The following is a 15,625-nucleotide window of genomic DNA, read 5'->3' on the forward strand; positions in this document are numbered from 1 at the left end:
ATAACCGCTGTCAGGCGTCACCGTAATGCCCAGCCGCGCGATACCCCGACAAGCCCTCACGCCGCAATAATCTGTAAACTCTCCCCTCTTTCGCCGCCCTTCATGTCCCTGCGGCCATCACCTCTTTATCTGTAGCGGAGTCCACCTTGCGTCTGTTTCACACCTCCGACTGGCACCTTGGGCAAAACCTGCACGGCCAGGAGCGCGATTTCGAGCATGCGTGCTTTCTGGAATGGCTGCTGCGCCAACTGCAACTGGCGCAGCCGGATGTGCTGCTGATTGCCGGGGACATCTTCGACACGGTGAACCCGCCGGTCAAAGCCCAGGAACGCCTTTACGATTTCATCGTCAGCGCCCACGAGCAGCAGCCGTTGTTGACCATCGTGATGATCGCCGGCAACCACGATTCCGGTTCGCGAATCGAACTGCCCGCGCCGTTGATGCGGCGTTTGCGCACCCATGCGTTGGGTCGGGTGTTGTGGCTGGATGACGGCCAACTCGATGCCGAACGTCTTTTGCTGCCGCTACCGGATGCACAGGGTGAAATCGCTGCGTGGTGCCTGGCGCTGCCGTTCCTGCGCCCGGCGGAGGTGACTGGCGCGCATTTGGGCGACAACTATTTGCGCGGTATCGGTCAGGTGCATGAGTGGCTGATCGAAGCGGCCAACGCCAAGCGCAAGCCCGGCCAAGCGCTGATCGCCATCAGCCACGCGCACATGGCCGGTGGTTCGGTGTCCGAGGACTCCGAGCGCAGCCTGATCATTGGCAACGCCGAAGCCCTGCCCGCCAGCCTGTTTGGGCCGAGCATCAGCTACGTCGCCCTCGGCCACTTGCACAAGCCGCAGAAGGTCAATGGTGAGGAGCGCATTCGCTACAGCGGTTCGCCGATTCCGCTGTCGTTTTCGGAAATCAGCTATCAGCATCAGATTCTCGACGTCATCCTTGATGGTGAAACGCTGGTCAGCGTCGAGCCAAAACTGATCCCGCGCTCGGTCAACCTGCAACGTATCGGCCCGGCGCCGCTGGCGGAGATCCTGCTGCAACTGGCCGACCTGCCGAACATCGATCTGCTCGCCGAAACCCAGCGGCAACCGTGGCTGGAAGTGCGCGTGCGCCTTGACGAACCGCAACCGGATCTGCGCCATCAAGTGGAAAACGCCTTGCAAGGCAAAGCCGTTCGACTGGTACGCATCGCCGCAGAATACGCCGGCAACCGTGGCGCGGACGGCAGCGAGGACGGCACCGCGTTGATCGAACTCGATCAACTCACCCCGCAGGAATTATTCAGCCGCGCCTGGCTGGACAACTACGGCAGCGAGGTCGATGAGCAGACGCTGAAGGACTTCGCCGAACTGCTGCAAGACGTGCAACTGGAGGGCGAGCAGCCATGAAGATTCTCGCCATTCGGCTGAAAAACCTCGCCTCGCTGGCGGGCCCGTTCGAGATCGATTTCACCGCCGAGCCGCTGGCCAGCGCCGGTCTGTTCGCGATTACCGGCCCGACCGGCGCCGGTAAAAGCACCCTGCTCGACGCCTTGTGCCTGGCGCTGTTCGGCGCGGTTCCACGCCTGAACAACACGGGCCGCGATGCCAAGGTGCCGGATGCCGACGGCGAAATCGCCACCGGCGACCCACGCACGCTACTCCGTCGAGGCACGGGTGAAGGCTACGCAGAAGTCGATTTCGTCGGTGTCGACGGCCGTCGCTATCGCGCACGTTGGGAAGCCAACCGCGCCCGCGAGAAGGCCGGCGGCAAGTTGCAGGCCAGCCGTCAGAGCCTGCGCGACATCGATCAGGATCAACTGCTCGCCAGCCAGAAAGGCGAATACAAGACGCAACTGGAAGCCGCGCTGGGTCTGAATTTCGAACAATTCACCCGCGCCGTGCTTCTTGCCCAAAGTGAGTTCAGTGCGTTCCTCAAGGCTGATGACAACGACCGCAGCGAACTGCTGGAAAAACTCACCGACACTGCGTTGTACACCCGTCTCGGCCGTCGTGCTTTCGACAAGACCAAAGAAGCCCGCGAGGCGCACAAGCTGTTGCAGGATCAGGCGACCGGCGTCACTCCGCTGGCCCCTGAAGCCCGCGCCGAACTGGATGAGCGTTTCAATGCAGCGCAGCAACAGCTGAAACTGCAACAGGCGCAACTCAAGCAGCTTGAGCAGCAGCACGGCTGGCTCAAGGATCTGCGCCAGTTGCAGGACGCGCAGCAAGCGGCAGCCGAACAACTGCGCAGTGCCCGACAGCAGTGGGAAAGTCTGGCCGGTGAACGGGTCAAACTGACGCGACTGGAGCAGCTCGGCCCGCAACGGCACCAGTTCGCCCGCAAGACTGAACTCGACGCGCTCTTGTCCCCGTTGGCCGCACAGATTGCCGCGCACACGCAGCAACTCGCCGAGCTGACCGAGCACCAGACACTGCTGGAGCAAAACCTCGACGCTGCGAAAGTCGCCCTGAGCGACGCTCAACAAAAGCAAAGCGAAAGTGCAGCGTTGTTGCGTCAGGCTTTTGAAGAGCAAAGCACCCTCGCCCGTCTGGCCAAAGACACGGCCCAGAGCAGCGAAGCGAAACACAACGCGGAGCAAGCCTGCAGCCAGGGTCAGAGCGCCATTCAAGCCTTGCTGGACAAGCAGACCCAGGTCGCCGAACGCCTGCAACGCATTGCCGCCGGACTTGAGCAAAGCGCTCATCTCGCGCCGCTGAGCGATGCATGGAATGCCTACCGCGATCGCCTGCAACAGCTGATGCTGATCGGCAATCGCTTGAGCAAGGGCCAGACAGAACTGGCTTCGCTCGAAGAAAACGCCACTCGCAGCGCCGAAGCATTCGCGACACAAAAGCAGCAGCTGGAAGTGTTGTTCAAAGAGGCTGGCGCCGAGCCGGATGCCGTTGCCGAGCAGATCGGCATCCTCGGCAACCTGTTGCAGGACAATCGCAAACAGTTGCGTGCCATTGAAGACCTGTCGCGGCTGTGGGCTACGCGGCAGGATCTGGACAAACGCGGCGCCGAGCTGCAACAGCGTCAGCTCAACGCTCAGCAGGAGCGCGAGCGCCTGACTCAAGACGGCGTTAAAACCAAGGCCGAACTGACCATCGCCGAGCAAACTCTCACGGTTACCCGCGAACTGCTTGAGCGTCAGCGTCTGGCCCGCAGTGCCAGTGTCGAGGAGTTGCGCGCGCAGTTGCAGGACGACCAGCCGTGCCCGGTCTGCGGCAGCAACGAACATCCGTACCACCAGCCCGAGGCGCTGTGGCAAAGCCTTGGCAAACACGATGAAAGCGAGCAGGCCAACGCCCAGCGAGTGGTCGATCAGCTCAAGGAAAAACTCACGGAACTGCGCGCCGAAGTGGTTGGCGTCATCGCTCAGCAGAAAGAACTGCTGCAACAGCAGGAGCATTTGGCGAATCAGCAGCAGGCGTTGGCACCAAGCCTCGACGCTCATCCGCAAACCGTGCAACTGATGAATCAGGACGCCGACAAGCGCGACGCCTGGCTCACCCGGCAGAACGAGCAGTTACACCAGAGCATCACTCAGGACGAACAACGCCAAAGCGCCCTGCTCACCTTGCAGCAGGATGCCGCGCGGCTGACCCAGCAACTGCGTCAGGCCGAAACCGCGCATCAGCAAGCGGCGCAGCATCTGAGCAACCAACAGCGCGAGCTGAACAGCGACCGGCAGCGGCTTGAAGAAGAACTCAGCGCGTTCGCCAGTCTGCTGCCAGCGGACACTCTTGAGGCCTTGCGTGTAGAGCCTGCGGCAACGTTCATGCAACTCGACCGACAGATCGCCGAGCGCCTTGAGCAAGTCGATCAGCAAAAGGAAGAGCTGGCCGAACAGCAACAACGTCAGCAGACGTTGGAGAAAGAACAGGATCGTCAGCAGAGCCGCGTGCAACAGTCGCAAGCCGCCGAACAGCAGTTCAATGCGCTGGCCGAGCAACAGCGGGCCTGTCAGGAAAAACTCGCGCAACTGCTCGGCGAGCACAGCAGCGCCGAGCGCTGGCAGCAGCAACTGGAACAGGCCGTGGAGCAGGCGCGTCACGCAGAAACCACGACTGCCCAGGAACTGCAAAACGTGCGCACGCAACTTGTGCAGATCGCTGCCGAGCTCAAGGCGCAGCAGGAACGCTTGCAGGCGCTGGACACTGAAGACAAGGATCTGGCCGGCAAGATTGCCGACTGGCGCGCCCGTCACCCCGAACTGGACGACGGCGGCCTCGAAGAGCTGTTGCGCGTCGACGACGGGCAACTCACTGAACTGCGCCAACGCCTGCAACTCAATGAAAAAGCCATCGAACAGGCGAATGTTCTGTTGCAGGAGCGTGAGCAGCGCTTGCTCGATCATCAGGCCCAGCACAACGGCAATCTCGACGCCGAACAACTGGCCAGCGCCCTTGCCGACCTGCAAAACCAGTTCAACGTCAGTGAGCAGCAATGCGCCGAACTGCGTGCCGAACAGGCTGAAGACCAGCGTCGGCAGAACGCCAATCAGGCGCTGGCGCAGCAGATCGCCGACGCCTATGCCGAATACCAGCGCTGGGCACGCCTGAGCGCATTGATCGGTTCGGCGACTGGCGACACATTCCGCAAGATCGCCCAGGCCTACAACCTCGACTTGCTGGTGCACCACGCCAACGTGCAGTTGCGTCAACTGGTCAAGCGCTACCGTTTGAAGCGCGGCGGCAGCATGTTGGGGCTGTTGGTGATGGACACGGAAATGGGCGACGAACTGCGCTCGGTGCATTCACTGTCCGGCGGCGAGACGTTCCTGGTGTCGTTGGCTCTGGCGTTGGGCCTGGCATCGATGGCATCGAGCACGCTGAAAATCGAATCGCTGTTCATCGACGAAGGCTTCGGCAGCCTCGACCCGGAATCCCTGCAACTGGCGATGGACGCCCTCGATGGCTTGCAGGCGCAGGGTCGCAAGGTCGCGGTGATTTCCCACGTACAGGAAATGCACGAAAGGATCCCGGTGCAGATTCAGGTGCAGCGTCAGGGCAATGGTTTGAGCACATTGGAGGTGAAATGAACACGCTGTACTCCTTCCGCCGTTGCCCGTACGCGATGCGTGCGCGGATGGCGCTGCGTTATTCGGGCGTGGCGGTGAACATTGTTGAGGTCAGCCTCAAGGCCAAACCGGCCGAGATGCTAGCGATCTCGCCCAAAGGCACGGTACCGGTGCTGGATGCCGGTGGTCTTGTGATTGATGAGAGCCTGGAGATCATGCGCTGGGCGCTGGCGCAGAATGATCCGCAGGGATGGTTGCTTGACGGGGATTCACGAATTGCCGACTTGATCGAAGCGAATGATCAGGGGTTCAAGGTGCAGTTGAATCGCTATAAATATGCCGAGCGCTATCCAGAGCAACCGATGGAGGTTTATCGGGCCGAGGGCGCGGTGTATTTGCAGAAGCTGGAAGAACTGCTGACAGATCGCGATTACTTGCTGGCGGATCACCCGAGCCTGGCGGATATCGCCTTGCTGCCGTTCGTACGTCAGTTCGCCCATGTTGATCGCGAGTGGTTTGCGCAGACGCCTTTCGTACGATTACAGGCTTGGTTACAACACTTTCTAGAATCCGACCTCTTCACCTCGATCATGAAGAAGTAGCACCATTTCTCCTGCACAGGGTAAACCCTGTGGTGAGGGGATTTATCCCCGATGGGCTGCGAAGCGGCCCTGAATTCAGATGCCCCGGTGAGTCAGATTAATCTGGTTTGCTGGTTTTGGGGCTGCTTCGCAGCCCATCGGGGATAAATCCCCTCGCCACAAATGAGTACTTCTTCAGAATGGGTGTTCAGCCCGTTATTGGGTTACGCCAGCGCATCGCACATACCCAACGCCGAGCAATCCACTTCAAACGGCCCGAGGAAATCGACCGAGACCTTTGCCGGTGGATTACCGGCCAGCAGCCCCAGCGTATTTGCCCGCTCAATGTTGTGCGCAATGTTGTGGTTGGCCTCTATGGCCCGGGCCAATGCACCGACCGAGCCTTGACCAATCCCCAGTAATGAAGCGCCATTGGTGATTAATGCCAGACCGGCAATCACCCAGAGTCTGTAGCCTTTCATGCTCCGCCGACTCCTGCGAGTTCAGTCCTATCAACCATCACGCTGTGCGAACGGTGTTCAAACTGGATGCCGGGGTTTGCGACTTGAATCGGCGCTTCGAAGGTGTGTTCCAGTTGCGATGAGATGCTGACGACGAGCACCAGAGCCAGGTAAAGACCGATGGCCAGGTAGGCGCCGAATTTGGCAGAAGAGATGATTGCGCTGGCCATGGTGTTCTCCGTGGGCATGTTTCGATGGCCACAGAATCGATCAAAAAACTTCAGCTAACCACTCAGCGTTTCCCATAGTAACCATCAGCTTCGTTGATTATTTAGCCAGTCTATTTGCGAGTTTGAAGAAACCTATCGTGCCGCGAAAAACACACGCAAACGTGTAGGAGCTGCCGAAGGCTGCGATCTGATCGTTCCCATGCTCAGCATGGGAATGCCTCTTGGGACGCTCTGCGTCCAGTGACGCGGAGCGTCACGGGCTGCGTTCCCACGCAGAGCATGGGAACGATCCCAAGGGCAAGATCAAGACTGCAGCCTTCGGCAGCTCCTATAGGGAGTCGCGCGAGGCGGGAATTTCAGTGTTGGGCTTTGTGATCCAGGGCGGCGTAGAAGTTGGCGCTCTGTTGCAGGTATTTCTGGGTGTAGCTCTGGGTGTGGGATTTTTTGCTGTTGATTTCAACGTTGGCGCTGGCTGGCAGAACCACGGTGGCGGAGATGGCGGAAGCGGCGATAACGGAGAAGAGATTGAAGTTCATGGCGGTAACCCTCGTGTTCGGTTGGCTTGCTTGCCCGGTTGGGCCGTGGAGCAAACTTAACGCTCGAGGGTTGATCGCTTGAAATGCTTTGTAGCATTAGCAGTTATCAGCGCGATTAATACAAAGAGACAGGCCCCGTAAACCGGGGCCTGTGGCTTATTGTCGCACTAGAAACTTGAGGTCGCTCGGGGCATCCATCGGCAGTTTCTGCACGGTTTTGCCGAGCAGACCGGTCTTGCCATCGCGTTCGACGACGACAATTTCGTTGCTTTTCTGGTTGGCGATCAGCAGGAATCTGCCACTCGGATCGAGGCTGAATTCGCGCGGGTGATCACCTTCCACCGCACGTTTTTGCAGCTCTTTGAGCTGGCCGGTCGCCGGATCAATGCTGAACACCAGCAGTTGATTAGCGGTGCCACGGTTGCTGACGTAGAGGAATTTGCCGTCAGCGGAAGCATGCAGCGCCGCCCCGGCCTTGTCCGATGTCGGTTGGCCAGCGGCCAGATCGACCAGTTGCGTCTGGGTCAGCACGCCGTCGTTGTAGTCGAACACCGCAACCTGCGCGCTCATTTCCATGGTCAGCCAGGCGTGTTTGCCGTCAGCGCTGAACAGCAGATGACGCGGGCCACTGCCGGCAGGCAAAGTCACCGAGGCGGTTTTGGCCGGGGTCAGCGGCAAGTCAGGATTGGCTTTCGGGTCGAATTTGTAGATGAAGACCTTGTCCGCCCCCAGGTCGTTGGAGAACACATAGCGGCCGTCCGGCGAAGATACCGTCGAGTGCACGTGGTTCGAGGCCTGACGCTCGGGATTGACCCGGCTCGCCGGGTGCGCGCTCATCTGCACCACCGGTTTCAACTTGCCGTCGGCGCCGACCGGCAACACCGCCAGCGTTCCGCCCGGATCTTCCATCACCGAATAGTTGCTGACGAACAGATGGCTGGCGTCCGCGCTGAGGCTCGAATGGGTGGGTTCGTTACCCAGGCTTTGCACTTGATTGATCAGGCTCAACGCGTGGGTCTTCGGATCGATCGCATAGCTGCTGACGCGACCGACCGGGTCTTTCTGGCCAGGGCCATTTTCATTGACCACGAACAGGCGTTTCTGGTCTTTGGAGAGGGTCAGCCACGACGGGTTTTCACTCTTGATCACTTGCAGCGGTTTGGTGGCGATCTGGCCGGTGACGCTGTCGAAGTTCATTCGATAGATGCCCTGGCTGGTGCCTGCGGTGTAAGAGCCGACCAGCAGCTGGAAGTTTTCCGCGCTGGCGCTGGAAAGGCCCATCGCGCCGACGCTGCCGGCCATCAGCAGCGGCCAGAATTTACGCATTTTCATCGGTTTCATCCTCATCGTCGCTGCCGCCGAAGGCTTCGCTGCAGACCAAGCGGTGCTCACCGGAATCACCAACGATCAACCAGCTTTGCAGGTCATTATCAAAGGTTGCTGCTGCGACCTGCGCCGGCGTGAACTCCCAGTGCTTGGCCGCTCGGCCATCCATGCATTCGATGTGCAGGTTGTCGTCTTCGTCGAGAGAAAATTCGAAGGCATGCAAGCCGTCGATTTCGACCATATCGGAGTGTTCGAGGACGTCGAGAAGGGTTTGGGCAGTCATGGCAAACAGTCTTTCTAGGGGGGAAAGGGCCAATGATAGCTCATTGGCGACGCAGAACCCCTGTGGGAGCTGCGGTGCGACGATTCGACTTGCCAGCGATAGCAATCTGTCTGACACATCAATGTTGGATGTGCCGCAGTCATCGCTGGCAAGCCAGCTCCCACAGGGGATTGGGGTTGCTTTAAATGGCGTCGCGCGATGGCTTGCCGTCGACCAGTCGCTGGATGCGCAACGGGTTGGCATTCTTCAGCGGCTCGGGCAGCAAGCTGTCCGGGTAGTTCTGGAAGCACACCGGGCGCAGGAAGCGATCAATGGCGAGCGTGCCGACGGAGGTGCCGCGCGCATCGGACGTCGCCGGATACGGCCCACCGTGCACCATCGAATCGCACACTTCAACGCCAGTCGGATAGCCGTTGAGCAGGATCCGCCCGACCTTCTGTTCCAGCAGCGGTGTCAGTTCCGGGAAGCGTTCGAAGTCCGCCTGCTCGCCGATAATCGTCGCGGTGAGTTGGCCGTGCAGCCCCAGCAACGCCGCGCTGAGTTGCGCCTTGTCCGCGACTTCGACAATCACCGTGGTCGGGCCGAAGACTTCTTCCTGCAGCACTTCATCGCCTTCGATCAACAGGCTTGCATCAGCCTTGAACAATTGCGGCTGCGCCTGATTGCCCTGCTGTGGATTGCCGGCCAGATGCTCGACGCCAGGATGCGCCAGCAGCTTCTGCAAACCTTTGCCGTAGCCGCCGAGGGTGCCAGCGTTGAGCATGGTTTGCGCCGGTTGATCGCCAATCAGCCCGGCAACCTGCTGCACGAACGCGCTGAACTGCGGCGAGCGGATCCCGATGACCAAGCCCGGATTGGTACAGAACTGACCACAGCCCTGCACCACCGACGCGGTGAGATCGCGGGCAACGGTTTCCGAGCGCTCGGCCAGCGCCTGCGGCAGAACGATCACCGGATTGATGCTCGACATCTCGGCGAACACCGGGATCGGTTGCGGGCGTGCCGCCGCCATGTCGCACAAGGCACGCCCGCCCTTGAGCGAGCCAGTGAAGCCGACAGCCTGGATCGCCGGATGTTTGACCAGCCATTCACCGACGCCGCCGCCATAAACCATGTTGAATACGCCGGCGGGCATCGCGGTTTTTTCCGCCGCACGAATCAGCGCATCGGCGACCAGTTCCGCTGTCGCCATATGGCCGCTGTGTGCCTTGAACACCACCGGGCAACCGGCGGCCAGGGCCGACGCGGTGTCACCGCCAGCGGTGGAAAATGCCAGCGGAAAGTTGCTGGCGCCGAACACCGCTACCGGGCCGAGGCCGATGCGGTACTGGCGCAAATCGGGACGCGGCAACGGTTGACGATCCGGCAGCGGCAGATCGATCCGCGCCCCATAAAAATCACCACGGCGCAGCACTTTGGCGAACAGGCGCATCTGCCCGCTGGTACGCCCGCGTTCACCTTGAATACGCCCGGCTGGCAATGCCGTTTCGCGGCAGACCACGGCAACGAAGTCATCGCCGAGTGCGTCCAGTTCATCGGCAATCGCATCGAGAAACTGTGCGCGGCGTTCAGCGCTGAGGCTGCGATAAGCCGGGTACGCGGCAGCGGCGGCTTTGGCGGCGGCGTCGACTTCCTGCTCCGTGGCCTGGATGAAATCGTGAGGCAATTGCTCGCCCGTCGTTGCATCGACGGATTGCAGTTTGACGTCGCCAGCTGCGCTACGCTGCCCGCCGATGTAGTTGTGACCGAGAATCTGAGTCATGGGATCTCCTTAAAGGGTGCCGATGCTGTCCGGTTCAAAAGCCGCTGCAACCGGGGCGATGCCATTGACCAGCGGGGCGCCGAATTCGGCCTGGCTGATCTCGAACACATCGCCCGGTTGCGTGCGGATGCCGTCGGCAAACGACAGGGTCGCGGTGCCGAAGAAGTGAATGTGCACGTCGCCCGGACGCAGGAACTGGCTGTATTTGAAGTGGTGGTATTCGAGGTTGGCGAGGCTGTGACACATGTTCGCCTCGCCGCTGAGAAACTCGTTCTGCCACAGCACTTCGCCGTCGCGCAGAATGCGACTGCTGCCTACAAGATGTTGAGGCAGTTCGCCGACGCGAAGTTCCGGGCCATAACTGCAACTGCGCAGTTTCGAGTGCGCGAGGTACAGGTAATTCTTGCGTTCCATGATGTGGTCGGAAAACTCGTTGCCGACCGCAAAGCCCAGCCGATACGGTTTGCCGTCCTGCCCGATGACGTAGAGCCCGGCCATCTCCGGCTCTTCGCCGGCGTCCTCGGCGAACGGCGGCAGCGGGAACGGTTGGCCCGGACGCACGACGATGCTGCCGTCGCCCTTGTAGAACCATTCCGGCTGCACGCCGGCCTGCCCCGCCGCCGGTTTGCCACCCTCCACGCCCCATTTGAAGATGCGCATGGTGTCGGTCATCGTCGCTTCGTCGCCCGCTTGCTGATGCATTTTGTCCCGGGCCGAAGCACTGCCCAAATGCGTCAGACCGGTGCCACTGACCAGCGTGTGCGCCGGGTCCGGATGATCGAGCGGCGGCAGGATGCGCAGGTCTTTGAGCAACTGCGCATAGTCGTGGCTGATACCCAGGCCGAGGGTGTGTACTTGCCGTTCGAGGGTGCTGCCAGCCTCGATGGCGGCCAGCGCCAGATCGCGGGTGCTGCGGGCGTCTTGCACTTCGCGCACGAGACCGTCCTCGACCACGCCGACGCGGCGCTCGCCGTTGCTTAATTCGAATTGAACCAGATGCATGTTCTTCTCCTATTCCTTCGAAAACACCGCTGATCCCTGTGGGAGCTGGCTTGCCAGCGATGGCGGCGGCACATTCAGCATTGATGTGACTGACAGATTGCTATCGCTGGCAAGCCAGCTCCCACAGGGTTTGCGGTGATGGATCGTTTGATATCAGGTTCGCGTGGCACCACGGGCGCTGGCAGCAAACTGGTCGACTGGCAGGACGTGTTTACGTTCCAGCACACGGTAGACGATTCCGGTCAGGATCAACCCGAACACCATCACCCCGGAGAGGAAGTACAGACCTGAAGCCAGATTCCCGGTGTACTCCTTCAACGCACCAATCACGAACGGTCCGATGTACCCGCCAAGATTCCCCACCGAGTTGATCAGTGCGATCCCCGCCGCCGCACTCGCGCCAGCAAAGAACCGCCCTGGCAAAGTCCAGAACACCGCCGTACAGGAAAACAGCGCGAAAGCGACCAGGCACAGCGCCGCCAGTTGCGCTACCGGTAACGACAGCCACGCGCTCATGAACAGGCCAATCGCACCGAGCACGTAGAGCACGGCGAGATGGCCGTAGCGATCATTCATACGGTCGGAACTGCGCGGCACGATCAGCAAGCCGATGATCCCGAAGATGTATGGCACCGACGATACAAAACCGGTGACCAGATCGCTGCCACCGAACTGCTTGATAAGCGTCGGTAGCCACAAACCGAGCCCATAAATGCTCAACGTCACCGGCAGATAAAACAGCGCCAGCAGCAACACTCGCTTGTCTTTCAGCGCATGCAGCGGATTGCCGTGACGGGTCTGACCGTATGCCTGCAAATCCTTTTTCAGCTCGCCGGTCAGCCAGTCTTTCTCGGCCTGATCCATCCATTTCACTTGTTGCGGGCCATCCGGCAACCAGCGCAGTACCGGCCAGGTCAGCAGGATCGCCGGGGTGCCGATGACGATGAACAGCCACTGCCAGCCATGCAGCCCAAGGATGCCGTCCATGCCCAGCAGGCCGCCGGACACCGGGCCGGTAATCATCATCGCGATGGGTTGCGAGAGGATGAACAGGCCAAGGATCTTGCCGCGATGGCGCACCGGGAACCATTGGGTGATGTAGTACAGAACGCCGGGGAAGAACCCCGCCTCCGCCGCGCCGAGCAGAAAGCGCATCACGTAGAAACTGTGCGGCCCCTGGACGAAGGCCATGCCGATGGTGATGGCGCCCCAGGTAATCATGATCCGCGCAAACCAGCGCCGCGCACCGAAGCGTTCGAGCATCAGGTTGCTGGGGATTTCGAGGAGAAAGTAGCCGATGAAAAACAGCCCGGCGCCGAGACCGTAGGCGGCGTCGCCGATGCCGATGTCGGCGCCCATGTGCAGCTTGGCGAAGCCGACGGCGGAGCGATCCACATAGGCGATCAGGTATAGCAGGATCAGGAAGGGAATCAGTTTCAGCGTAATGCGCCGGATCAGCCGCAGTTCCTGGCTCATGAGATCGGTCTCCGATTGTTGTTTTTATAGAACCTCGGGGGACGCCTCTCACGAAAAACCGTCAGGGCCATCCCTCCGTCGAAAACGACTATATAGTAATACTAATTACCCAACAACACTTCCAAACCGTCGATTTTGCGCTTATGTTAGGCCATAGCTCGAACACTATAGTCATACAATAAGAGAATCGATCATGTCTGATAAGAAACCCACCCTGCGCTCCGCCCAATGGTTTGGCACGGCCGACAAGAACGGCTTCATGTACCGCAGCTGGATGAAGAATCAGGGCATCGCCGACCACCAGTTTCATGGCAAGCCGATCATCGGCATCTGCAACACCTGGTCGGAACTGACCCCGTGCAACGCGCACTTCCGCCAGATCGCGGAGCACGTCAAACGCGGGGTGATCGAGGCCGGTGGTTTCCCGGTGGAATTCCCGGTGTTCTCCAATGGCGAATCGAACCTGCGCCCGACCGCGATGCTGACGCGCAACCTGGCGAGCATGGACGTTGAAGAAGCGATTCGCGGCAACCCGATTGACGGCGTGGTGCTGCTGACCGGTTGCGACAAAACCACCCCGGCGCTGCTGATGGGCGCGGCCAGTTGCGACGTGCCGGCCATCGTCGTGACCGGCGGGCCGATGCTCAACGGCAAGCACAAAGGCAAGGACATCGGCTCCGGCACTGTGGTCTGGCAGCTCAGCGAACAGGTCAAGGCCGGCACCATCACCATTGACGATTTTCTGGCGGCCGAGGGCGGCATGTCGCGTTCCGCGGGCACCTGCAACACCATGGGCACCGCGTCGACCATGGCCTGCATGGCGGAAGCTCTCGGCACTTCCCTGCCGCACAACGCGGCGATTCCGGCGGTGGATGCGCGGCGTTATGTGTTGGCACACATGTCCGGTATGCGTGCCGTGGAGATGGTTCGCGAGGATCTGAAACTGTCGAAGATTCTGACCAAGGAAGCCTTCGAGAACGCTATTCGGGTCAACGCTGCCATCGGCGGCTCGACCAACGCGGTGATTCACTTGAAAGCCATCGCCGGACGCATCGGTGTAGAGCTGGATCTGGACGACTGGACGCGCATCGGGCGCGGCATGCCGACCATCGTCGACCTGCAACCGTCCGGGCGTTTCCTGATGGAAGAGTTCTATTACGCCGGGGGGCTACCTGCGGTGCTACGCCGTCTCGGTGAAGCCAATCTGATCCCTAATCCGAACGCATTGACCGTCAATGGCAAGTCCATCGGCGAGAACACCAAGGACGCGCCGATCTATGGCGAGGACGAAGTGATCCGCACGCTCGACAATCCGATCCGCGCCGACGGTGGGATTTGCGTGTTGCGCGGCAACCTGGCGCCACTCGGCGCGGTGCTCAAGCCGTCCGCCGCCACCCCGGAACTGATGCAACATCGTGGCCGTGCGGTGGTGTTCGAGAACTTCGACATGTACAAGGCGCGGATCAACGATCCGGAACTGGATGTCGATAAAGATTCCATTCTGGTGATGAAGAACTGCGGGCCGAAGGGTTATCCGGGCATGGCCGAGGTCGGCAACATGGGGCTGCCGGCGAAGCTGTTGGCGCAGGGTGTGACCGACATGGTGCGCATTTCTGACGCGCGGATGAGCGGCACGGCGTACGGCACCGTGGTTTTGCACGTAGCGCCGGAAGCAGCGGCTGGTGGGCCTTTGGCAACGGTCAAGGAAGGCGACTGGATCGAGCTGGATTGCGCGACCGGACGTTTGCATCTGGATATTCCGGATGCCGAGCTGGCGGCGCGCATGGCCGATCTGCAACCGCCGCAGCAATTGTTGGTGGGCGGGTATCGTCAGCTGTACATCGAGCATGTGCTGCAGGCGGATCAGGGCTGTGATTTTGACTTCCTGGTCGGGTGCCGAGGCGCCGAAGTGCCACGCCATTCCCACTAACACCGCCGTCCCCTGTGGGAGCTGGCTTGCCAGCGATTACGGTCTTTCAGCTGACATTCATGTTGACTGACACTCCGCCATCGCTGGCAAGCCAGCTCCCACATTTGCTTTTTGTATACGCCTCAAGATTGTGTCGTGCCTGCTATGATGCGCGCCATCTCCATCGCTCAGGATCGCGCCGTTCCCCATGGATTACCGCAAACCTTCCGACCGTAAAAGCATGCACTCGCGCATCGTCCAGGAACTGGGCATGCAGATCGTCTCCGGACGCTTTTTGCCCGATGACAAACTGCCCGCCGAAGCCTTGCTCTGCGAGGAGTACGCGGTCAGTCGGCCGGTGTTGCGTGAAGCCACGCGGGTGCTGGTGGCCAAGGGGCTGGTGTATTCCAAACCGCGTGTCGGCACGGTGGTCAAGGCTCGGCGCGAGTGGCACATGCTCGATCCGGATGTGCTGCACTGGCTGATGCAAAGCAGCCCGCAGAATGAGTTTTTCAACGTGCTGACCAGCGTGCGCAGCATCATCGAACCCGCCGCCGCCGCCCTCGCCGCCCAACATGCGACCGAGGCCGACATTGCCCTCATCGGCGAAGCCTACCAACGCATGGAAGCGGCGCCGACGCCGGAAGCCCTGTTGCAACCGGATCTGGACTTTCATAGCCGGATTGCCGATGCGACGCACAATGATTTGCTGGCGAACTTGTGCAACATGCTGTCTGTGGCGATTGCCGAAGCGTTGAAGCATTCGAATCAACGGCCGAATCTGCATGAATTGGCGTTGCCTCGGCACAAGGCGATTCTCACCGCGATCGAAAATCGCGATGCGTTGGGGGCACGGCATGCGACGTTGGTGCAGTTGGATGATGCGCGGAGTGCGCTCAGCGTCGTGCTAGGCACAGAACTTTCCTGAACACCAAAGAACCTGTGGGAGCTGGCTTGCCAGCGATGAGGGCTTAGCATTCAACATTGCTGTTGGATGTTAGTCCGCTATCGCTGGCAAGCCAGCTCCCACAGGGTTTTGTGTGGATCATAA

Annotated in this window: 13 protein-coding genes; 5 read left to right on the forward strand and 8 right to left on the reverse strand. The window is 60.5% G+C overall.

Annotated elements, in window-relative coordinates:
- Positions 1–146: 146 nt before the first annotated feature.
- Genes KI231_RS17305 through KI231_RS17315 form a run of 3 tightly spaced genes read left to right on the forward strand, consistent with a single transcriptional unit; the run spans position 147 to position 5,610 of the window.
- Entirely contained in the window at positions 147–1,391 is a 1,245-nt protein-coding gene (locus tag KI231_RS17305; RefSeq protein ID WP_212809219.1) for an exonuclease SbcCD subunit D C-terminal domain-containing protein, read from the forward strand.
- A complete protein-coding gene (locus KI231_RS17310) occupies positions 1,388–5,029 on the forward strand; it encodes an AAA family ATPase (protein WP_212809220.1) in 3,642 nt (1,213 codons plus the stop codon). The genes KI231_RS17305 and KI231_RS17310 overlap by 4 nt, the downstream gene beginning before the upstream one ends.
- Positions 5,026–5,610, forward strand: a complete 585-nt coding sequence (locus tag KI231_RS17315) for a glutathione S-transferase (RefSeq protein WP_212809221.1) — start codon at positions 5,026–5,028, stop codon at positions 5,608–5,610. Before KI231_RS17310 ends, KI231_RS17315 begins: the two co-directional genes overlap by 4 nt.
- A 203-nt stretch (positions 5,611–5,813) precedes the next feature.
- Here the strand turns inward: KI231_RS17315 and KI231_RS17320 are convergent, their stop codons facing one another.
- From KI231_RS17320 to KI231_RS17355, 8 genes are all read right to left on the reverse strand, one after another.
- Entirely contained in the window at positions 5,814–6,071 is a 258-nt protein-coding gene (locus KI231_RS17320; protein WP_212809222.1) for a hypothetical protein, read from the reverse strand.
- Positions 6,068–6,280, reverse strand: a complete 213-nt coding sequence (locus KI231_RS17325; protein ID WP_212809223.1) for a hypothetical protein — start codon at positions 6,278–6,280, stop codon at positions 6,068–6,070. The genes KI231_RS17320 and KI231_RS17325 overlap by 4 nt, the downstream gene beginning before the upstream one ends.
- Positions 6,281–6,636: 356 nt before the next feature.
- Positions 6,637–6,816: a hypothetical protein gene (locus KI231_RS17330; RefSeq protein ID WP_007917967.1), complete on the reverse strand. Its 180-nt coding sequence runs from the start codon at positions 6,814–6,816 to the stop codon at positions 6,637–6,639.
- 156 nt (positions 6,817–6,972) lie between these two features.
- On the reverse strand, positions 6,973–8,148 hold the full coding sequence (locus KI231_RS17335) for a lactonase family protein (RefSeq protein ID WP_212809224.1): 1,176 nt from the start codon (positions 8,146–8,148) through the stop codon (positions 6,973–6,975).
- Positions 8,135–8,425 (reverse strand): DUF5629 family protein, encoded by a 291-nt coding sequence (locus KI231_RS17340; protein ID WP_103305761.1) that lies wholly within the window; start codon positions 8,423–8,425, stop codon positions 8,135–8,137. The genes KI231_RS17335 and KI231_RS17340 overlap by 14 nt, the downstream gene beginning before the upstream one ends.
- Before the next feature lie 181 nt (positions 8,426–8,606).
- On the reverse strand, positions 8,607–10,187 hold the full coding sequence (locus tag KI231_RS17345; protein ID WP_103305760.1) for an aldehyde dehydrogenase (NADP(+)): 1,581 nt from the start codon (positions 10,185–10,187) through the stop codon (positions 8,607–8,609).
- Between the two features lie 9 nt (positions 10,188–10,196).
- Positions 10,197–11,189 carry an AraD1 family protein gene (gene araD1 / locus KI231_RS17350; RefSeq protein WP_212809225.1) on the reverse strand — a complete coding sequence of 331 codons (993 nt, stop codon included), beginning with the start codon at positions 11,187–11,189 and terminating at the stop codon, positions 10,197–10,199.
- 153 nt (positions 11,190–11,342) lie between these two features.
- A complete protein-coding gene (locus KI231_RS17355; protein WP_103305758.1) occupies positions 11,343–12,665 on the reverse strand; it encodes an MFS transporter in 1,323 nt (440 codons plus the stop codon).
- Between the two features lie 193 nt (positions 12,666–12,858).
- Between KI231_RS17355 and KI231_RS17360 the strand changes: the two genes are divergently transcribed.
- Both KI231_RS17360 and KI231_RS17365 read left to right on the forward strand, forming a co-directional pair.
- Positions 12,859–14,595 carry an IlvD/Edd family dehydratase gene (locus KI231_RS17360; protein WP_212809226.1) on the forward strand — a complete coding sequence of 579 codons (1,737 nt, stop codon included), beginning with the start codon at positions 12,859–12,861 and terminating at the stop codon, positions 14,593–14,595.
- A 187-nt stretch (positions 14,596–14,782) separates the two neighbouring features.
- The gene (locus tag KI231_RS17365) at positions 14,783–15,502 is read left to right on the forward strand and encodes a FadR/GntR family transcriptional regulator (protein ID WP_103305757.1); all 720 of its coding nucleotides are present in this window, start codon (positions 14,783–14,785) and stop codon (positions 15,500–15,502) included.
- The last annotated feature ends 123 nt before the right edge of the window (positions 15,503–15,625 follow it).

It is taken from the genome of Pseudomonas sp. Seg1 (assembly GCF_018326005.1).
Classification (GTDB): domain Bacteria; phylum Pseudomonadota; class Gammaproteobacteria; order Pseudomonadales; family Pseudomonadaceae; genus Aquipseudomonas.

What these genes read in the sequence shown, in the direction of transcription:
- KI231_RS17335 (WP_212809224.1), bottom strand. Translation starts at nt 8,148, where the DNA reads ATGAAAATGCGTAAATTCTGGCCGCTGCTGATGGCCGGCAGCGTCGGC.
- KI231_RS17355 (WP_103305758.1), bottom strand. Translation starts at nt 12,665, where the DNA reads ATGAGCCAGGAACTGCGGCTGATCCGGCGCATTACGCTGAAACTGATT.
- KI231_RS17365 (WP_103305757.1), top strand. Translation starts at nt 14,783, where the DNA reads ATGGATTACCGCAAACCTTCCGACCGTAAAAGCATGCACTCGCGCATC.
- KI231_RS17325 (WP_212809223.1), bottom strand. Translation starts at nt 6,280, where the DNA reads ATGGCCAGCGCAATCATCTCTTCTGCCAAATTCGGCGCCTACCTGGCC.
- KI231_RS17315 (WP_212809221.1), top strand. Translation starts at nt 5,026, where the DNA reads ATGAACACGCTGTACTCCTTCCGCCGTTGCCCGTACGCGATGCGTGCG.
- KI231_RS17330 (WP_007917967.1), bottom strand. Translation starts at nt 6,816, where the DNA reads ATGAACTTCAATCTCTTCTCCGTTATCGCCGCTTCCGCCATCTCCGCC.
- araD1 (WP_212809225.1), bottom strand. Translation starts at nt 11,189, where the DNA reads ATGCATCTGGTTCAATTCGAATTAAGCAACGGCGAGCGCCGCGTCGGC.
- KI231_RS17320 (WP_212809222.1), bottom strand. Translation starts at nt 6,071, where the DNA reads ATGAAAGGCTACAGACTCTGGGTGATTGCCGGTCTGGCATTAATCACC.
- KI231_RS17345 (WP_103305760.1), bottom strand. Translation starts at nt 10,187, where the DNA reads ATGACTCAGATTCTCGGTCACAACTACATCGGCGGGCAGCGTAGCGCA.
- KI231_RS17360 (WP_212809226.1), top strand. Translation starts at nt 12,859, where the DNA reads ATGTCTGATAAGAAACCCACCCTGCGCTCCGCCCAATGGTTTGGCACG.
- KI231_RS17310 (WP_212809220.1), top strand. Translation starts at nt 1,388, where the DNA reads ATGAAGATTCTCGCCATTCGGCTGAAAAACCTCGCCTCGCTGGCGGGC.
- KI231_RS17340 (WP_103305761.1), bottom strand. Translation starts at nt 8,425, where the DNA reads ATGACTGCCCAAACCCTTCTCGACGTCCTCGAACACTCCGATATGGTC.